Source organism: Dorea longicatena, from assembly GCF_025150085.1.
GTDB lineage: Bacteria > Bacillota > Clostridia > Lachnospirales > Lachnospiraceae > Dorea_A > Dorea_A longicatena.
In genome coordinates, this window is sequence record NZ_CP102280.1 from 2,301,741 (window position 1) to 2,319,778 (window position 18,038).

General features: G+C 41.5%; 18 protein-coding genes. 2 read left to right on the forward strand and 16 right to left on the reverse strand.

Going from position 1 to position 18,038, the window contains the following annotated elements:
* Nucleotides 1-109 precede the first annotated feature (109 nt).
* The 8 genes from NQ508_RS10960 to NQ508_RS10995 form a co-directional block, all read right to left on the reverse strand.
* On the reverse strand, nt 110-607 hold the full coding sequence (locus NQ508_RS10960; RefSeq protein ID WP_080543149.1) for a YfhO family protein: 498 nt from the start codon (nt 605-607) through the stop codon (nt 110-112).
* A gap of 64 nt (nt 608-671) precedes the next feature.
* Nucleotides 672-1,982 carry a sensor histidine kinase gene (locus tag NQ508_RS10965; protein WP_044920470.1) on the reverse strand — a complete coding sequence of 437 codons (1,311 nt, stop codon included), beginning with the start codon at nt 1,980-1,982 and terminating at the stop codon, nt 672-674.
* A gap of 16 nt (nt 1,983-1,998) precedes the next feature.
* The gene (locus NQ508_RS10970) at nt 1,999-2,673 is read right to left on the reverse strand and encodes a response regulator (protein WP_006428416.1); all 675 of its coding nucleotides are present in this window, start codon (nt 2,671-2,673) and stop codon (nt 1,999-2,001) included.
* Between the two features lie 16 nt (nt 2,674-2,689).
* A complete protein-coding gene (gene phoU, locus NQ508_RS10975) occupies nt 2,690-3,343 on the reverse strand; it encodes a phosphate signaling complex protein PhoU (RefSeq protein ID WP_006428415.1) in 654 nt (217 codons plus the stop codon).
* A 3-nt stretch (nt 3,344-3,346) separates the two neighbouring features.
* Nucleotides 3,347-4,096 carry a phosphate ABC transporter ATP-binding protein PstB gene (gene pstB / locus NQ508_RS10980; protein WP_006428414.1) on the reverse strand — a complete coding sequence of 250 codons (750 nt, stop codon included), beginning with the start codon at nt 4,094-4,096 and terminating at the stop codon, nt 3,347-3,349.
* A gap of 36 nt (nt 4,097-4,132) precedes the next feature.
* Entirely contained in the window at nt 4,133-4,996 is an 864-nt protein-coding gene (pstA, locus tag NQ508_RS10985; protein ID WP_006428413.1) for a phosphate ABC transporter permease PstA, read from the reverse strand.
* The gene (gene pstC, locus NQ508_RS10990) at nt 4,989-5,864 is read right to left on the reverse strand and encodes a phosphate ABC transporter permease subunit PstC (RefSeq protein WP_006428412.1); all 876 of its coding nucleotides are present in this window, start codon (nt 5,862-5,864) and stop codon (nt 4,989-4,991) included. Before pstC ends, pstA begins: the two co-directional genes overlap by 8 nt.
* Nucleotide 5,865: 1 nt before the next feature.
* Nucleotides 5,866-6,771, reverse strand: coding sequence for a substrate-binding domain-containing protein (locus tag NQ508_RS10995; protein ID WP_044920376.1), 906 nt, complete (start codon nt 6,769-6,771; stop codon nt 5,866-5,868).
* Between the two features lie 341 nt (nt 6,772-7,112).
* Between NQ508_RS10995 and NQ508_RS11000 the strand changes: the two genes are divergently transcribed.
* On the forward strand, nt 7,113-7,973 hold the full coding sequence (locus NQ508_RS11000) for a class I SAM-dependent methyltransferase (RefSeq protein WP_006428410.1): 861 nt from the start codon (nt 7,113-7,115) through the stop codon (nt 7,971-7,973).
* 216 nt (nt 7,974-8,189) lie between these two features.
* Here NQ508_RS11000 and NQ508_RS11005 read toward each other — a convergent pair whose 3' ends face one another.
* The 6 genes from NQ508_RS11005 to NQ508_RS11030 form a co-directional block, all read right to left on the reverse strand.
* Entirely contained in the window at nt 8,190-9,554 is a 1,365-nt protein-coding gene (locus tag NQ508_RS11005; protein ID WP_006428409.1) for an MFS transporter, read from the reverse strand.
* A gap of 55 nt (nt 9,555-9,609) precedes the next feature.
* Complete coding sequence (locus NQ508_RS11010; RefSeq protein WP_022416385.1) at nt 9,610-10,635, reverse strand: zinc-dependent alcohol dehydrogenase; 1,026 nt, start codon at nt 10,633-10,635, stop codon at nt 9,610-9,612.
* A 348-nt stretch (nt 10,636-10,983) separates the two neighbouring features.
* Nucleotides 10,984-12,093, reverse strand: a complete 1,110-nt coding sequence (locus NQ508_RS11015; protein WP_006428406.1) for an ROK family transcriptional regulator — start codon at nt 12,091-12,093, stop codon at nt 10,984-10,986.
* 162 nt (nt 12,094-12,255) lie between these two features.
* Entirely contained in the window at nt 12,256-12,903 is a 648-nt protein-coding gene (locus NQ508_RS11020; RefSeq protein ID WP_006428405.1) for an HAD family hydrolase, read from the reverse strand.
* A 1-nt stretch (nt 12,904) separates the two neighbouring features.
* Nucleotides 12,905-13,066 carry a hypothetical protein gene (locus tag NQ508_RS11025; protein WP_006428404.1) on the reverse strand — a complete coding sequence of 54 codons (162 nt, stop codon included), beginning with the start codon at nt 13,064-13,066 and terminating at the stop codon, nt 12,905-12,907.
* A gap of 151 nt (nt 13,067-13,217) precedes the next feature.
* Nucleotides 13,218-14,159, reverse strand: coding sequence for a LysR family transcriptional regulator (locus NQ508_RS11030; protein WP_006428403.1), 942 nt, complete (start codon nt 14,157-14,159; stop codon nt 13,218-13,220).
* Nucleotides 14,160-14,363: 204 nt separating this feature from the next.
* Here NQ508_RS11030 and NQ508_RS11035 point away from each other — a divergent pair, with 204 nt between their 5' ends.
* On the forward strand, nt 14,364-15,581 hold the full coding sequence (locus NQ508_RS11035) for an aminotransferase class I/II-fold pyridoxal phosphate-dependent enzyme (RefSeq protein ID WP_006428402.1): 1,218 nt from the start codon (nt 14,364-14,366) through the stop codon (nt 15,579-15,581).
* Between the two features lie 105 nt (nt 15,582-15,686).
* On the opposite strand, the gene NQ508_RS11040 is transcribed toward NQ508_RS11035, so the two are convergent.
* The gene (locus NQ508_RS11040) at nt 15,687-16,535 is read right to left on the reverse strand and encodes a YitT family protein (protein WP_006428401.1); all 849 of its coding nucleotides are present in this window, start codon (nt 16,533-16,535) and stop codon (nt 15,687-15,689) included.
* 153 nt (nt 16,536-16,688) lie between these two features.
* Complete coding sequence (locus NQ508_RS11045) at nt 16,689-18,038, reverse strand: peptide MFS transporter (protein ID WP_006428400.1); 1,350 nt, start codon at nt 18,036-18,038, stop codon at nt 16,689-16,691.

An 18,038-nucleotide genomic window follows, 5' to 3' on the forward strand; every position in this document is an offset into this window, starting at 1 on the left:
TTCAAGTATAAAAAAACATTTAACATCATACTCTTCTTTTTTATAAAATGCAAATATACAGCAGTGATTTTCCGCAAATCTGCTGCTGCATATAGATATCATCGTGTCATTACAATACAAGTAATAACACGAATCCGACTATTCCAATCATTGAAAATACTTTTCCTGCTGTTGCCCCCGGTGCATGATAGACGATCCTCACTTCATGCTTCCCACTTCCGATCTCACATCCAAGAAATGCTGTATTTACCTTTTGTATCTTCGTCTCTTTTCCATCGATGTACATCTTAAAATGTGTGTCATATGGGATGGATGTAATGAACCAGCCATCATTCTTTACCTGTATCGTTCCCTGTATCACATTATCTTTCGTCAGCTTTTTATCCACCTGAACTTCTGACTGATATAACGTTTTTGACCGTTCCGGCAGACTGCCGAGATATGCCTGTACATGGCTTAATTGATATTTTCCTTTACCAAATGTTACAGAAATAGTATCTTCTCCATCCTTTAACGACACTGCATAGATAAATGTTTTATTTTCATTATAATATACATGATCTTTTGCGCTTAGTTTGTTACGGATTCCGTGTGCTGGGCCTGGAATCCGCTTTTTCTGCTATATTCTATCTTTTTACTTCTTATTTCATAACCTGTCTGTAGTTTCTCAATTAAAATATGAGCTCTATCTTCGTTCCTTCGCCCAGTTTACTGTCTACATGGATCTTGGCTCCGTGAAGCATGGCTCCGTGTTTTACGATTGACAGTCCAAGGCCGGTTCCGCCGGTTTCTTTGGAATGGCTTTTATCTACACGATAGAAACGTTCGAAGATACGATCCGTTTCATTTTCCGGTATTCCGATTCCGGTATCTGTGACACAGATTTTCTTGCCCTGCAGGGTATTGCCTACCCAGACGGTTAACTTTCCGCCTTCTTTGTTATACTTGATCGCATTTTCACAGATATTGTAGATCATCTCATCCAGGATCTGGCGGATTCCCACGTATTCTACCGGCTCTCCCGTCACCTCTACATGTACTTTTCTCTTCGCTGCCTGTGGCGAAAGTCTGGTCAAGATCTCTCTTGTCAACTTATAAAGATCTACTTCTTCTTTTTCCAGCTCTACATTGCCCTCATCCAGTTTGGATAACTTGATAATATCTTCTACCAGCGTGATCAGGCGGCTTGCTTCATTATAAATACGTTCTGCAAACCCCGTCATATCTTCCGGTTTTACCAATCCATTTTTCATAATCTCCGCATAACCTGAAATAGATGTAAGCGGAGTCTTTAATTCATGCGACACGTTTGCCGAGAATTCTTTTCTCATATTGGCAACCGCATCTTTTTCTTTATTCTGCTTATCGATACTCTGTAAAAGTGGTGTTAATTCTTCGTACACGTCATTCTCCAATGGATTCTCAAGATCCAGTCTGTTGATCGGACGGATCAGTCGCGTTACCTGCCATTTTACAAGTGCACTTGCAAATGCAAGCATGATCACTGCGATCAGTCCCATCACCGGAAATACTTTCATCGCTGTCCGGAATGCGGTATCTACCGTCTTTGATACACGCAGGATATCTCCATTTTCCAATTTCACTGCATAATAGAACATCTCTTTATTCAGCGTATTGGACTCTCGAATGTCCTGTCCGCTTCCTGTTTTTAATGCTTCTTTTACTTCCGGACGGTTCTTATGATTCTGAAACGTTACTTCATCTTCTTTGGAATCATATTTTACATTTCCGTCTGAATCGATCAGTGTAATTCTTGTATCCTTATGCACCTTATCCATTATCTTCAGATAAGATTCTCCGGAGGTATCGATTGCTACATTGATATAATCCGCCTCCTGTCTGACTTCGCCTTCCATGATATGGATCGTCTGGCGATATACGACCAGTGTAGTAATCGCATAGGCTATGATCAATGTCAGCGCAATCACAAGGATCATACTGCTCTGGATCTTTTTTCTCATACTTTGTTTCATATTATTACCTACTCATACGGTATCCGACTCCCCGGACCGTCTCAATCTGTTCACCTGCATCTCCGAGCTTCTGTCTTAAGGTTCTGACATGCACATCCACGGTTCTCGTCTCCCCGTCGAAATCATAACCCCAGATATCCTCCAGAAGCTGGTCTCTGGTAAGCACAATGTTCGAATTCTTCATCAGGCGCTTCAGTAATTCATATTCTTTCAGGGTCAGATTCACTACCTCTCCATGAACTGTCACTTCATGTTTCTTTGGATCTAACCGGATCTCTCCGATCTCAAATGTATCTTCACTGGATACACTTCCCTTCGCACTGCGTCTTAATACCGCCTTGATACGTGAGATCAGTTCCATCATACCAAAAGGTTTCGTCACATAGTCATCAGCCCCGGCATCCAGTCCTTTTACTTTGTCATATTCTGCACCTTTTGCCGTAACCATAATAACAGGAATGTCTTTCGTTTTCTTTGATGCTTTTAACTTTCTCAAAAGCTCCATTCCGTCTTCTCCCGGCAGCATGATATCAAGCAGAACAAGCTCTGGCGTCTCTAATGCCAGAGCTTCAAGGAATGAACTTCCATCTTCGAATCCGCGTGCCTGAAACCCTGTACTTTCCAGGGTATACACCACCAGTTCCCGTATATTACCGTCATCTTCTACACAAAAAATCATTCCTCATTCTCCTTCTTTATACTACAGATGATTTGTGGATTCCTGTAATTGAGAATTCCACCCACTCTGCGATATTCGTTGCATGGTCTGCAATACGCTCCAGATATTTGGCAACCATAATCAGATCGATTGCTTCCACACCTTGCAGACCTTTATTTTCAGCAATGAAATTAATCAATGTCGTCTTCACTTCCTCAAAAAGTTCATCTACCACATCATCATTTTCCATTACTTTTCTTGCCAGATCCAGATCTTTCTCTACGTAAGCATTGACACTGTCACGGACCATTTTACTGGCCGCCTCTGACATCTTGATGATCATCGGAATATCCTGCGCTTCTGATTTGTCTTCAGTGATAATAATCTCTGCAATATCTGATGCCTGATCTCCGATGCGCTCCATATCGGTAATCATCTTAAGTGCTGCGGATATCTGTCTCAAATCTCTTGCTACCGGCTGCTGCTGAAGAAGAAGTCTTAAGCAAAGTCTTTCAATATCAGTCTCCGCCTGATCGATCTCTTCATCTGCAATTCTTACCTTCTCTGCCTGTTCCATGCTTCCTTCTTTTAATGCAGTCGTTGCTTTTCCAATCGCCTCTTCACACAACTCACCCATGTGAATAAGCTGTTTATTAAGTAACTCCAACTGTTGATCAAATCGATTACGCATATCTTAACCAAACCTCCCTGTAATATAATCTTCTGTTCTTTTATCCGCCGGAATGGAGAATAATTTTTCTGTCTCATTATACTCGATCACTTCTCCCAACAGGAAGAATGCTGTGTTATCTGATACACGTACAGCCTGCTGCATATTATGTGTTACCATAACGATAGTATAATCTTTTTTCAGCTCCATCGCAAGGTCTTCAATCTTCGATGTAGAGATTGGATCAAGTGCGCTTGTCGGCTCATCCATCAGAAGAACTTCCGGCTGTACAGCCAATGCTCTTGCGATACAGAGTCTCTGCTGCTGTCCGCCTGACATTCCAAGCGCGCTTGTCTTTAATCTGTCTTTACATTCATTCCAGATGGCTGCATCTCTTAAGGATTTTTCTACCAGATCATCCAGCTTTGCTTTCGAACGGATTCCGTGTGTTCTTGGTCCGTATGCAACATTGTCATAGATGCTCATCGGGAATGGATTCGGTTTCTGGAATACCATTCCGACTCTTTTTCTAAGCAGATTCACATCAATATCATGGAAAATGTCCTGACCGTCCAGAAGAATCTGTCCGTCGATCCTGCAGCCTTCTACCAGATCATTCATCCGGTTGATGGATTTTAACAATGTAGATTTACCACATCCGGATGGTCCGATAAATGCTGTGATCTTATTCGCTTCTATCTCAAGATTCACATTTTTCAGAGCATGGAAATCACCATAGTGCAGATCCATATTCTTAATACTTATTTTACTCATTTAAGATTCCTTCCTGTTCCTCATCTATTCTTTTCTTTACGATTTCGTGATTCGTTTTGCAATCATACCTGATATAGTATTGATCAGTACAACCAGTACCAGAAGCACAACTGCTGTTGCATATGCCTGATTCATATAAAGTCCTTCACTGGATAAGTTGTACATATGAACCGCAAGAGTACGTCCGGAGCCGAATACACTACTTGGTACCTTTGCAACGGTTCCCGCTGTATAGATCAGCGCTGCTGTCTCTCCGACGATTCGTCCGATCGCCAGGATCACACCTGCCAGGATTCCCGGTACCGCTGACGGAAGTACGATGCGGAATACGGTACGGAGTTTTCCTGCACCAAGTCCAAAGCTTCCTTCTCTGTATGAATCCGGTACGGCTTTCAATGCTTCTTCTGTACTTCGCATGATCAACGGAAGTACCATGATCGCAAGGGTAAATGCACCTGCTAATATGGAAAACCCCCACCCGCAGGTTGTTACGAAGAATAACATTCCGAAAAGTCCATATACAATGGATGGAATTCCCTGCAATGTCTCTGTCGTAAGTCTGATGACTTCTACGAATTTGTTTCCTCTCTTTGCATATTCCACAAGGAAGATTGCTGAGAAGATACCAAATGGAACAGCGATCAAAAGTGATAAAAATGTCATAATCACGGTATTAATAAGCGCCGGCATCAGGGATGCATTCTCTGATGTATAATGAAGCGAAAAGATCGACGGCTTCAGATACGGCACTCCGTGGACAACTACGTACACGATCAGGAATATCAGTACTGCAAATGTAAGGATCGCTGAAAGCATGACCAGAAGCATCACGATCAGAGAACCCGGTGTTCTCGTATAGGCTTTTAATTTGTCTTTCAAAGTCATTTCATTATTATTCATGATTCTTCCCCCTGTTCAAAAGTGCCACACAGAAGTTCAAAAGCAGGATGAATACGAAAAGTACCACACCTGTTGCGATCAGTGCCTCTCTGTGAAGTCCCGATGCATATCCCATCTCGATTACGATATTGGCTGTCAGCGTTCTGACTCCCTGGAAGATTCCACGCGGCATTCTCGGCTGGTTACCTGCTACCATGATCACAGCCATGGTCTCTCCGATCGCACGTCCGATTCCAAGAACGATTGCTGCGACCACACCAGATTTTGCTGCCGGAAGTACAACTGTAAAGATTGCTCTTTCATGTGTTCCGCCAAGTGCCACAGCACCTTCGTAATACTGTGTCGGAACTGCTCTGAGTGCTGATTCTGTCAGACCGATGATCGTTGGCAGGATCATCATTCCAAGCAGAATGGATGCAGTGATCATACTGCTTCCGTTGCCGCCCCGGTGAAGACTTCGTCCGATTTCTCTTACCCACGGTACCAGAACGACCAGTCCGAAGAATCCATATACAACGGACGGAATTCCCGCCAGAAGTTCCGTAGCCATTTTCAAAGGTCTGTAGATTGCTTTCGGACAATAGAAAGCCATAAATACAGCTGTCAGGATTCCTATCGGTACACCAATGATGATTGCACCTGCTGTCACATATAAACTTCCGACGATCATTGGAAAGATTCCGTAAATATCATTTTTCGGTCTCCACAACTCGCCGGTTAAGAATTTTCCAAATCCAATCTTACTCATTGCAGGAATACCATTTGCAAATAAGAATATACAAATGAGAGCAACCGCCAGCACCGAAGCGCAGGCGGCAACTGCAAATATTACCTGCATGAATTTTTCCGTCCATGCTTTTGATTTCATATTATTTTACTACCTCATCCCAGGCAACTGCATTGCCTGTGTAAATGTCTTTTACCTGATCGCTGCTCAGCTCATCTGTTGTGTTGTTTTTATTCACAATAACTGCGATACCGTCTGTTGCGATTGCCTGACTGTCAAGTTTGTCTTTCTCATCATCCTGTAATTCACGAGAAGCCATTCCGATATCATAACTTCCATCGATTGCTGATGTCATACCTGTTGTAGAGTCTGTTGTCTGAAGTTCGATCTCTGCTCCTGTGTTGACTTTCTTATAAGCCTCGATCAGTTTTTCCATAACCGGTGATACAGAAGAAGATCCACCGACTACAACTTTTCCGGATGGTTTTGTTCCTGCATAAGCTTCTGCTGAATCATCTCCGATATATCCGTTATCTGAGATTACCTGCTGTCCTTCTTTACTCATGATATATGAGATGAAGTCTTTTGCCAGTTCATTGTCTGCACCTTTCTTTGTTGCAATGTTGAATGGTCTGCAGATCTTGTATTTTCCATCTTTGATGTTCTGCTCTGTTGCTTCTTCACCATCGATCTTTAAAGCTTTTACAGTATCATTTAAAGATCCGAGTGATACATAACCGATTGCGTAATCATCTCCGGCTACTGTTGTAAGCATTACGGATGTGCTGTTTGTGATCTGTGCATCATCTGTTGTCATGTCTACTTTTTCGCCGTCTTTCTTTTCTTCAATTCCGAAAAGTTCGATGAACGCTCCTCTTGTTCCTGAGCCATCTTCTCTGGAAACGATTGTTATATCATTGGAAGAATCCCAGTCACCTTTGCTGCTCTTATCATCAGAAGAACCACTATCTGAACTTCCACATCCAACTGCAAGTCCTGCTGCCATTGTTGCTACGGATAAAACTGCGATAAACTTTTTCATTTTCATAATCATACTCTCCTTAGATTCTCATCTTTTTTTATTCTGATTTTTTTCTTTGTCGCTTTCGACAATAGCTATCTTATAAGACGTATGTTAAATCCAAAATCTGCGAATTGTTAAATGTGTGTAAAGTGTATGTAGGAAATGTATGGAAATGTAAAATTGAATTTCTTAATTTTTCATGCTATAATTCCTCTGCAGGACTTTTCCTGATCAGCTTTTTCAAAAAATATATTCGATATTAACCTTTATACAAAAAGCTGACAGTAATATGTTCTACAGATTCGAACACAATGAATACAAACATATGAAAACTTATTATTTGAGAAGAAAGAGGATATAATTCTATGTGGATTGCAGATCAATGGAAAGATTATGAAGTAATAGATTGTAGTAAAGGTGAGAAATTAGAGCGCTGGGGACAGTACACTCTGGTCCGTCCTGACCCGCAGGTTATCTGGGATACCCCGAAAACCGAGCGTGGATGGAAACATATGAACGGCCATTATCACCGCAGCAAGAAAGGCGGCGGGGAATGGGAATTCTTCAGTCTCCCGGAACAGTGGCAGATTCATTATAAAGAACTGACATTTAATCTGAAGCCTTTCAGCTTCAAGCACACCGGACTTTTCCCGGAACAGGCAACGAACTGGGACTGGTTCTCTGAGAAGATCAGAAATGCAGGAAGACCGATCAAAGTACTGAATCTCTTTGCTTACACAGGTGGTGCTACTCTCGCAGCCGCTGCTGCCGGAGCAAGTGTTACACATGTAGATGCTTCTAAAGGAATGGTTGCATGGGCAAAGGAAAATGCAGCCTCTTCCGGATTATCTGACAGACCGATCCGCTGGCTGGTCGATGACTGTGTAAAATTCGTAGAGCGTGAGATCCGCCGTGGCAATCACTATGATGCCATCATCATGGACCCTCCGTCATACGGACGTGGACCTAAAGGTGAGATCTGGAAGATCGAGGATGCAATTCATCCGCTGATCAAGTTATGTACACAGATTCTGTCGGATGACCCATTATTCTTTCTGGTCAACTCCTATACAACAGGTCTTGCACCGGCCGTTCTGACTTATATGCTTGGAACGGAGCTCAAGAAATGGAACGGACATGTGGATTCACAGGAGATCGGACTTCCTGTTACGCATTCCGGACTGGTGCTGCCTTGCGGGGCTTCTGGGAGATGGGAAGCGGTTTAACGCAATAGGAACTGACTTTCCCGGTCCTGAATAAAAATATAGAAGCGCTTTCTGTGCTGATTCAATCATGGAGTAACTCATATGCACAGAAGGCGCTTCTATATTTTTATTCAGTTACGTTTTCGCATGCTCTACTCATTAATCTTCCTTCTTCACGGCCACGTTCTATCCCCGGCTTCTGTAAAATCAATCAGCAGTTCGCCTAACGCAACAATATCAACCTCTTTTTCCATTCTTCAGATCCTCCACAATTTCATTATACCGTTTTTTATTTAACCGGTAGAAAAATAATACAATAGCTGTTACAATCCACAGAATCCCCGGAATGGTTGTAAATGCATATTTCATAATACTGATAACCGTATCATTTTGTGCCTGATTTGCCACGTATCCATATTTTCCAAGTAATGCCGCAAGCATCGCTGTACCGATCGCCATTCCAATCTTATTTCCAAGAGAAACGAATGCATATTGAAATCCATCATTCCGAAGTCCGGTTTTCCATTCTCCGTATTCCACACAGTCCGGAATGATCGCATAGATTGCTGTATTAAATCCTGAAAAAAAGAACTGTGTAACACCTGCCAAAATATAGAATACAACTGCTGAATCTTTTACATTAAAGAAATACATTGCCAGCATTGAAATACCTGTTAAAAAGGCAAATATCGAAGCTGTCCTTCCTTTATTGTTAAGTTTTCGGAATACCGGTTGAAAACATGCGGCACCGATAATGGATGGAATAATAATGCACATAGAATAAGTAGTATAATAAGATGCATTTCCTTCTACATATGTAAAATAATATAAAATGTCAGCATTTCTTCCATATAATGTAAATCCAAATAAAACCTGTCCGATTAATGCAAGTATATACGGTCTGTTCTGCATCACGGCTTTTAACTGTACTTTAATTGATATTTTTTCCTTTTCCGGAATTGTCACCTGCTCCTTCGTCTTCGCAAAGCAGAAGAAATGGCATGCCGCAAATATACATCCATAGATAATTGCTACAAATAAATATCCGTTCTTCGCACTCTGGCTTCCCAGCTTTCCAATCAAAGGTACTGTAATAATGTTGATAATCCCGATTGCAATCATAGCCGCAACCGAACGCGAAGTGTTAATTTTTGCCCGTTCATCAATGTCCTGTGTCATCGCACCGCAAAGTGTTCCATACGGAATATTTACACATGTGTATCCCAGTACAAGCAGGCAATATGTAATAATCATATAGATAACCTTTGCCGTATCTGGCCAGTCCGGATGTGCCCAGAATGTCAACATTAAAAGCACTGCCGTAATGGGTGCTGCAACAAGCAGCCATGGACGGTAACGTCCCCATCTTGTTTTTGTCTTATCCGTCAACCCTCCGACAATCGGATCATTAATCGCATCCCAGAATCTTGAAAATAACATCAATGCTGAAACAGCCGCCATACTGATTCCAAACACATCTGTATAAAATATCATTAAAAAATTACTTACAAACATCCAACTGAAATTGCATCCGACATCACCAAATCCATATGCAATTTTACTGATCAATGGCACTTTTCCATTCTTACCCTCGTTTCCCATGGCTCCTCCTTATCAGCGTTTCTGACAAAACTTCTGTTCTCTCCTGATCTAATCTTTATTCCTGTACATTAATGATTACTTTCATCGTTGTTTCCCGGTTATCATCGATATACTGATAAGCTTTCAGATACTCCTGGAATGCAAATGTTTTTGAGATCAGTGGTCTTAAATGAACCTTTTCTTCATTTACAAGTCTGATTCCGTCAACATAGTCATCGTGCCGGTACATCATTGTGCTCTTGATATCCAGTTCATGATCATTAGCCACTGCAAGATCAATCTCTGCCATTCCTGCAAACACTGCAACCAATACAATAATGCTTCCTTTTCTTGCATACTTGATTGCCTGTCCCATTGTGATGTTATTTCCTGCACAATCATAAATCACATCGGCTTTGTCTGGTCCGAATGTTTCCAACATTGCTTCACCGAAATCTTTTTCTTTTGTATTCACACAGACATCAATGCCACATTCTTTCGCCTTATCCAGACGGAGATCACTGACATCCGTGATCATAACTTTTGCTGCTCCCATTCCCTTTGCTGCCTGTGCCACAAGATTACCAATCGGACCGGCACCAAGCACGGCAATGTTCATTCCTTTCACATCACCAACCTGCTTTACTCCGTGAACTGCAACAGCCAGTGGCTCGATCATTGCACCTTCTTCATATGACATTTCTTCCGGAATTGGTGTTACTTTCGATGCATCTACTGCAAAATATTCTGATGCTGTTCCGGTTGTCTGGAATCCCATAACTTTTAATTCTTCACACAAATTGTATTTTCCGTGTCTGCATGGATAACATTCTCCGCAATAAACCTGTGGCTCAATTGTTACTTTCTGACCTTCGTGAAATACTGTCACATCTTTCCCAAGTTTTACAACTTCACCGGATACTTCATGTCCCTGTGTTACCGGATATGACGTAAATGGATGCTTACCGTGATATACATGAATATCAGAACCACAAATGCCGATATTCATAATCTTTACCAATACCTGATCATCTTTTACCTCCGGAACTGGTACCTCTCTGAAAATAATCTCTCCTGGTTTTGTCATTACCTGCTGTAACATATTGTTTTCCTCCTTCATTCTTTTGTTTTATCTTTTATTAAATGTTTTATTAAAGTAATTACATTATTGTACAACCACTCTATTTTGTCAATATATGAATGCCTATTTCTACTTGTTGCACAAGTTTGATCAACTTTTTTATGCATATTTACCAACTGGATATGCATAGAATTTGCCACTGGCAACTTCTCTTGCATACTTAGATATCTATAAAACCTGCCAATTGCAGCTTCTTCCGAACATCTGACAATAAAAAAAGAGGTAAATATTCAAAGTCCGTAATCATTACGAGCCTTGAATTTCACCTCAGTTTTTCATTCTTATTCTTTTTCCTACAACATATCAAATTTATAAATGCTGTATATATTCAGAGAGGAAATGTTTTGCCGCTCCGACAGCTGATGCCTCTCTTTTATAGGAGCAATTTTTTAAGTAACGTACATCATGTTCAAAACCATTATATGCCATCACTTTTTCCCCCAGTGGTATCATATACTCTGATAAATACCCCCCGACTTCTCCTCCAAGTATGATATCTGTGTCATACGCCATTCGCAGATTGGAAATCAAAATAGCCAGATTATCCAGATACTGATTCCATTTTTCCACAGTCTTTGTATTTTTCTGCTCCACTTTTTCCATAAATTGTTCCAACGTCATTTCCTGCTCTTCATCAGTCAATGCACTGGCTGCGCAATAGGCATCTGCACACCCGGCTTTTCCGCAATAACATTTCTTTCCTCCCGGCACCAGAATCATATGTCCGAATTCTCCTGCTTTCTGATTCTGACCAGCCACCAGTTTTCCATTAATACAGAATGCGCCGCCTAATGTATTGTTGAGCGAAAGATACACAGCATCCTGATATTCATGCATATCTTCTGCCATCATCGCAGCATTTGCATCATTTGCAAAATACACCGGATAAGAAAATACCTGTTCCAGAAAGCTCAGACTGAAATTCTCCAATTGCAGTGCATGAGATTTCACAACCATTCTATTCGCCTGATCAATAATACCGGGAATCGAAATTCCGATTCCTAATATCTTTTCCCGGTCTTCTACATCTTTCAGGAAGTCCTCCACCATTTCAGCTACTTTTAAGCAATAAGATGTTTCTGTTGAAAATTTTAACCGCATCCGGATTGTTTTTTCTATTTCATACTGCATGTTCAGCAATACGATTCCCAGATGATTTGCTGTGATCACTACACCGACTGCATATTTATATGCCGGATTAATCCCTATCCGTTTTGCTTTACGACCGCCGGTAGATTCATATTCTCCTATCTCGATGACCATATTCCGGTCGATCAGTTCGTTTACATTAGAAAGCACCGTCGGCATACTTAAGCTCAGATTCTGCGCCAGTTCTGCCTTTGATGTAATTTTATTATTGATGATATAGTTTACAATTTTAGATTTTGTAATATTCTTTTTTTCATTTCGCCCTGCCATATCAGACCTCTTTTATAAATTATTTTACAAAAGTATCTTAGTCCTTTTTTGCTATTCTGTAAAGAATAAATATGTTGCTTCTGAAAAACTTTTTTCCAAGGCACAACGATATAAAACAAGCCACCGGGACAGATACCACTCTTTTTTCTCCATCCCAATGGCTCAATTTAATATTCCTATTACATCCGCTAACGAATCACAGACCCGATACGTAAGTTCCCGTATCTCCTGTGTCGGCTGCACAAGATCCGGCACCATGATCACCTGCATGCCCGCCTGATGTGCCGACAGGATTCCTCCTGGCGCATCTTCAAACGCCATACAATATTCCGGCTGTATTCCCAGACTTTCACATGCTTTCTGATAAATCTCCGGATCCGGCTTCGCTTTCTTCACCATATCTCCACAGACCACACTGTCAAAATACGAATCTATTCCGGCCCGGATCAGATTCCCCATGGCATACTCTCTGCTGGAAGATGTCGCTACTGCCATCTTATGTCCTTGCGATTTTCCATAAGCCAGCAGTTCTTTTGCACCTTTTTTCAGCGGAAGACCTTCTTTATCCACAATTTTCCAGAAGTTATCCCGTGTCAGTTTTCCAAATTCTTCAAACGGAAAGTCTTCCCGGATATATTTTCTGAAATATTCATTCCGGCCTGCGCGGTTCATTCCGAGTGTGTGATAGATGACGTCCCCCATATGCGGGATTCCCAATTCATCACCTGCAATCTCCCATGAGCGCTGTACAATACGCTCAGAATCGAACAACAGACCATCCATGTCAAATATAAAAGCTTTTATATCCATCCTAGAACTCTATGCCTCTTCCAAGTGCATCCTTCAGATAATCTGCAACTTCTTCTAATTTATGTACGGCCTCCATCTTCTCTTCAAACTCGTCCCCGACAGATTCTTTATTAATAAGTGCCTGTTGGATTTTCTTTACATCTTTAATCAAATTCTCTGTCATATCAAAAGCCCCCTTTTTATTATCTTGCAGGAAATTTACTTTCCGATAATCGATTTATCCTAATGTATATATTATGATTATAGCATAATTTTTTTACTATTCTCTGAAATTATGTTACATTTTAATTAATTTTTACATATTATCATTTTTTTCAGATTTGTTCATGCATCATTCTGATAAATTCCTCCATCACACGTGTTTTGTACTTGTGTGTTTTGTAGTAAAAGAAGACTTTTCTCTTCGCTTCTTCTCCGTCTAATTTATAATACACCAGGTTTTCAAATGCCGGGAGCTGGCTTACCAGGATATCACTGATGAATGTTGCTCCAAGCTGCGTAGACGAGGCCATATATGCTGTCGACTGCTGATTGAATTCCAACACGATATTGGGCTTAAATCCGACGTTTCGGCACAGCCTGTCTCCTCTGGTTCTGGTATCATTTCCCTGTGTCAGCATAATAAACGGAAGATCCGCAAATCTCCCTAACGGAACTGCCGGATATTTCTGGTTCAGATAATTTTTATTTTTGATATTCTTATAAGAAAGCTGATACATTCCCAGTTCTTCATTTACGGCAAAATGTTTTGGAACCGCAAGTAATATATTTTCTTCGCAATATAATTCTTTATTATATAGAATACTGTCATAGTGATAATTATCAATGACAAAATCCAGCGCATTACTGCCCAGCATTTCTTCCAGTTCGGCTGTATTCCCCTCTATCAGCTGAATATGTACATCCGGAAATTTCTGATTAAATTGGGTGATCAGAGACGGTACCACATATGCGGCAAACAGCGTACTTGCTCCTACTGCAAGATTCCCCGTCTTCAGACCCGCCAGGTCATTGATGTAATTCTCTACCCGTTGTTCGATCTGGGTGATCTCCTCCGCTGCCTCAATATATACTTTTCCGACCTCTGTAAGCTGAAGCGGTGTTGTACTTCTGTCAAATAACGGTTCCCCGATAATCTCTTCAATCTTTTTGATCCTTGCACTCAAAGACGGCTGACTGATGTACAGATTCTGTGCCGCTTTGGTAAAACTTCTTTCTTTATACACTTCATAAACATATTTTTTCCATACAAACATACACGTAACCTCCCATATCCTGCTATCATCTGTTTCCTCTTTTCACATGACAGCTATAGTCAGACTCTTATAATTGTTATAACACTATAAGTATTGGATTCTCTGTCCACACGGACGTATCATTATATTAATGAAACAATTATTCCAATATGAATTTGGGGTTTATTGGAATAAAGATAAAATAATAAAGCGGGGAATAAAATTATGAAACCAATCGTACGCGCCGGGCGCATGAAACCAGTACACTCTGATATCCGTGGTCCATTATTCGTAGAAGCTATGAAACGCCAGAAACAGGGGATCGATATCTTAAAATTAAATACCGGGAATCCTGCAACCTTTGGCTTTTGTCTGCCTGACAGCATCAAAAACGCTCTGATGGAACACATGCAGGACGGTGTCGGCTACTGTGACTTCAAAGGAATGCCTCAGGCAAGACAGGCAATCTGTGATTATGAGACCAGTAAAGGTATCAAAGGTATCACATCAGATGATGTATTCATCGGTAACGGTGTCAGCGAAGTGGTATCTTTCGCCTTAACACCTTTGTTAAATGATGGAGATGAGGTCCTAGTTCCTTCTCCAAGCTACTCCCTCTGGGGAAATTCCATATATCTTGAAGGTGGAAAACCGGTCTTCTATACCTGTGATGAAAAAGCCAACTGGTATCCTGATATCAAGGATATCAGGTCTAAGATCACAGATAAAACTAAAGCAATCGTTATCATCAATCCGAATAACCCGACCGGTGTACTCTATCCAAAGGAACTCCTTCTTGAGATCATCCAGATTGCAAGAGAATCCGGACTTCTGATCTTTGCAGATGAGATCTATGACCGCCTCGTTATGGATGGCAAACAGCACATCTCTCTTGCTTCACTGACAGAGGATGTTCCGGTCATTACATTAAACGGTCTGTCCAAATCACACTGTCTGTGCGGATACCGCTGCGGATGGATGGTCATCAGCGGTCCAAGAGAACTGACCGAAGATTACAGACAGGGCATCATCCAGTTAACATCTCTGCGTCTGTGCGCCAATACCATGGCACAGATCGTCATCCCTGCAGCTCTTGATGATATGGAGACACCTGCTTCTATGGTCCGGCCGGGCGGCAGAATCTATGAGCAGCGTGAAGCAACCGTTCGTGAACTTGAGAAGATCGACGGTCTGTCATTTGTAAAAAATGACGCTGCATTCTATGTCTTCCCGAAACTGGACGTGAAGAAATTCAACATCACCAATGACAAGCAATTTGCTCATGATCTGCTGGATGCCACCAATATTCTGCTCGTTCCGGGCAGTGGATTCGACTGGAAAGATCCGGATCATTTCCGTATTGTCATGCTTCCGCAGGCAGATATCTTAAGTGATGCGATTCGCCGGATGGGAACATTCCTTGACGGATATAAGCAGAAATAATATGAGCAGCAGTCATCCTTAAATAGTACATAGATAAAATACATTCCCGGTAAAAATCCAATCTCTCTTTTTTCGTCGATGTTTCAGTTATCTGGGAATGTATTTTTATCTGCTTTTCACTGTATTCCAGGCTCCGACTACTTCATTTACGGTACTGACTGTCACAAATGCATGTTCATCTGTTTGGTGGATGAAAGATAATAATTTTCCATATTCATTCTTTTCTAATATCGTTACAACTTCTACATGCTCTGCATGATCCAGGCCTCCATATGCCGGATAAATCGTCGCACCTCTGCGTAATTCCTTCACAATATAATTCTGAATTTTTTCATGCTCCTTTGAAAGAATGGATACTTTCTTACGCACATGGAATCCATCACAGAACCGGTCTAATACCTGACCGTAGATCAACGTACCAACAAGACTTATTACCATTGTCTCCCGATCATATACAAAGATCGCTGCCATCGATATGAGCACACCTATGATCGTAATACTCTGTCCTATTTTAAATCCAAGATACTTATTGATCAACTTCGCAACAATATCAATTCCCCCGCTGGATGCATTCATGTTAAATAAGACGGCCTGTCCTGCGCCAACCACGATCATGAAGCATACCAGATCGATCACGATATTCCCGGACAAGGATTCCACATGCGGAGTCAGTATCTCAAAAATCCTCAGATACATCGGAAGCATAAGTGATGCAAGAACGGTCTTCACACCGAATTCCCTGCCGATAAAAATATACCCTATGACCAACAGTATCATATTTAAGACAAATGTAATTGTCGATACCGGTAACGGAATGATCTTTACCAGAACAAGAACCAGTCCTGACAGACTTCCAAGCACCAGATTATTTGGCATCATTTCATAATATACAGCTGCCGACATTAAGAACATGCCGCCCAGCATCATAATAAATTCTTTTTTTGTTATCTTCATTTCATTCTTCCTTAATTCAATATTTCCGCACAAAGATGTACTCCTCTTTTTTTGTGCAAAGAGGAGTACATCTTTTTCTGAAGGGTGTCTATGCCTAAATCTGTTTCAGGCATATCTATACAATTATCATTGTTTTTATCCAGCACCCGGCGGTTAGTCCACCAATGCCGATAATTTCTTGTCCAGAGCTATCATGATCAGTGCCGCTGCAAACGATACAACCGCAACTCCAATACATGCTACTTTGAATTCAATCTTTCCGCCAAACAGCAGTCCATATACCGGACCATAACTCTTTGCTGCGATAAATGTTGCAAATCCCCATACTGACATCATAACAGCCAGATAACGGCTCGGTGAATATTTACTGATAAATGAATGCCCCAGTGGTGAGAAGAACATCTCTCCCATTGTCAGAAGGAAGGCAAATACGATCAGCCATAACACACTTGCCTTTTCCCCACCACGCATGATATCAATTGCTGCGTAGAAGAGATATCCGACACCGATGATTGCAATTCCAAGTCCGGTCTTTCTGAACAGACTCATATCCCCCTGCGGTCTTGCCGCCAGTTTCTTCCATAATTCCGCTGTTACAGGTCCCAGGATAACACAGAACAGTGAGTTGGCTGCATCAAACCATGTAGACGGTACCTGATAACCTGCTACTACCCAGTCCATATTCTCTGCCCAGTAGAAATATACCGGCATATATCCCAGATACCAGAATATCCAGAATACGATGGAGAATAACGAAGCTACAAAGATTGCACCGATACGTTTCTTCTCGATCGTTGTAAGCGGCTGCTTTGTTCCTGTCTCTTCTTTTTTCTTTGCCTCTGCTGCTTTTTCCTCTTCTGTCAGAGTCTTCTTGAATGGAAGCTTTCCAAGATCACCTAAGAATCTCCAGCACACAAAGATATACCAGAGTCCTCCGAGAACCATCATCAATGCTGCCATCTTAAAGCATGGTGCAAATCCAAGCACACCATCTTTTGCAAATACATCCTTATACAGGATTCCCACCAGGAATGTTCCGATGAATGCACCCACATTTACCAGTGTATAACGCATCGAAAATGCCGGATCCATCTGTGATTTGTCCGTGATAACACGTCCGATGATCGCACCGTTTTTGAATAATGCAAGTCCCAGGCTTACCAGGAAGATCATCGCATATACTCCGGCAGAACTCTTTGCGATTCCTCCGGTGAAATATCCTGCCGCAGCAATAAACATACCAACCGGTGTCGTATATCTCGCACCGATATACTTATCTACGATCACTGCCCCAAACAGTGGAAGCAGATAAGAAAATGCGGTCAGATTTGACTGCATATTGGCAGCCACTGTATCCGAAAGTCCGAGTCCTCCGGTTGCAACCGAAGCAGTTACAAAAATCAAAATCAGCGAACGTCCCAGATAATATGCCAGACGTTCAAAAATCTCTGTACAGGCACATACCCAGAACGCTGCCGGAAAGCCTTCCTTTTTTGTCTCCAT

Excerpts from the sequence above, each read along its gene's own strand:
- NQ508_RS10965 (WP_044920470.1), bottom strand. The coding sequence starts at position 1,982 with ATGAGAAAAAAGATCCAGAGCAGTATGATCCTTGTGATTGCGCTGACA.
- NQ508_RS11005 (WP_006428409.1), bottom strand. The coding sequence starts at position 9,554 with ATGGGAAACGAGGGTAAGAATGGAAAAGTGCCATTGATCAGTAAAATT.
- NQ508_RS11040 (WP_006428401.1), bottom strand. The coding sequence starts at position 16,535 with ATGAAGATAACAAAAAAAGAATTTATTATGATGCTGGGCGGCATGTTC.
- NQ508_RS11000 (WP_006428410.1), top strand. The coding sequence starts at position 7,113 with ATGTGGATTGCAGATCAATGGAAAGATTATGAAGTAATAGATTGTAGT.
- pstB (WP_006428414.1), bottom strand. The coding sequence starts at position 4,096 with ATGAGTAAAATAAGTATTAAGAATATGGATCTGCACTATGGTGATTTC.
- NQ508_RS10995 (WP_044920376.1), bottom strand. The coding sequence starts at position 6,771 with ATGAAAATGAAAAAGTTTATCGCAGTTTTATCCGTAGCAACAATGGCA.
- NQ508_RS11010 (WP_022416385.1), bottom strand. The coding sequence starts at position 10,635 with ATGTTACAGCAGGTAATGACAAAACCAGGAGAGATTATTTTCAGAGAG.
- NQ508_RS11045 (WP_006428400.1), bottom strand. The coding sequence starts at position 18,038 with ATGGAGACAAAAAAGGAAGGCTTTCCGGCAGCGTTCTGGGTATGTGCC.
- NQ508_RS11025 (WP_006428404.1), bottom strand. The coding sequence starts at position 13,066 with ATGACAGAGAATTTGATTAAAGATGTAAAGAAAATCCAACAGGCACTT.
- phoU (WP_006428415.1), bottom strand. The coding sequence starts at position 3,343 with ATGCGTAATCGATTTGATCAACAGTTGGAGTTACTTAATAAACAGCTT.
- NQ508_RS11020 (WP_006428405.1), bottom strand. The coding sequence starts at position 12,903 with ATGGATATAAAAGCTTTTATATTTGACATGGATGGTCTGTTGTTCGAT.
- pstA (WP_006428413.1), bottom strand. The coding sequence starts at position 4,996 with ATGAATAATAATGAAATGACTTTGAAAGACAAATTAAAAGCCTATACG.
- NQ508_RS11015 (WP_006428406.1), bottom strand. The coding sequence starts at position 12,093 with ATGGCAGGGCGAAATGAAAAAAAGAATATTACAAAATCTAAAATTGTA.
- pstC (WP_006428412.1), bottom strand. The coding sequence starts at position 5,864 with ATGAAATCAAAAGCATGGACGGAAAAATTCATGCAGGTAATATTTGCA.
- NQ508_RS11030 (WP_006428403.1), bottom strand. The coding sequence starts at position 14,159 with ATGTTTGTATGGAAAAAATATGTTTATGAAGTGTATAAAGAAAGAAGT.
- NQ508_RS11035 (WP_006428402.1), top strand. The coding sequence starts at position 14,364 with ATGAAACCAATCGTACGCGCCGGGCGCATGAAACCAGTACACTCTGAT.
- NQ508_RS10970 (WP_006428416.1), bottom strand. The coding sequence starts at position 2,673 with ATGATTTTTTGTGTAGAAGATGACGGTAATATACGGGAACTGGTGGTG.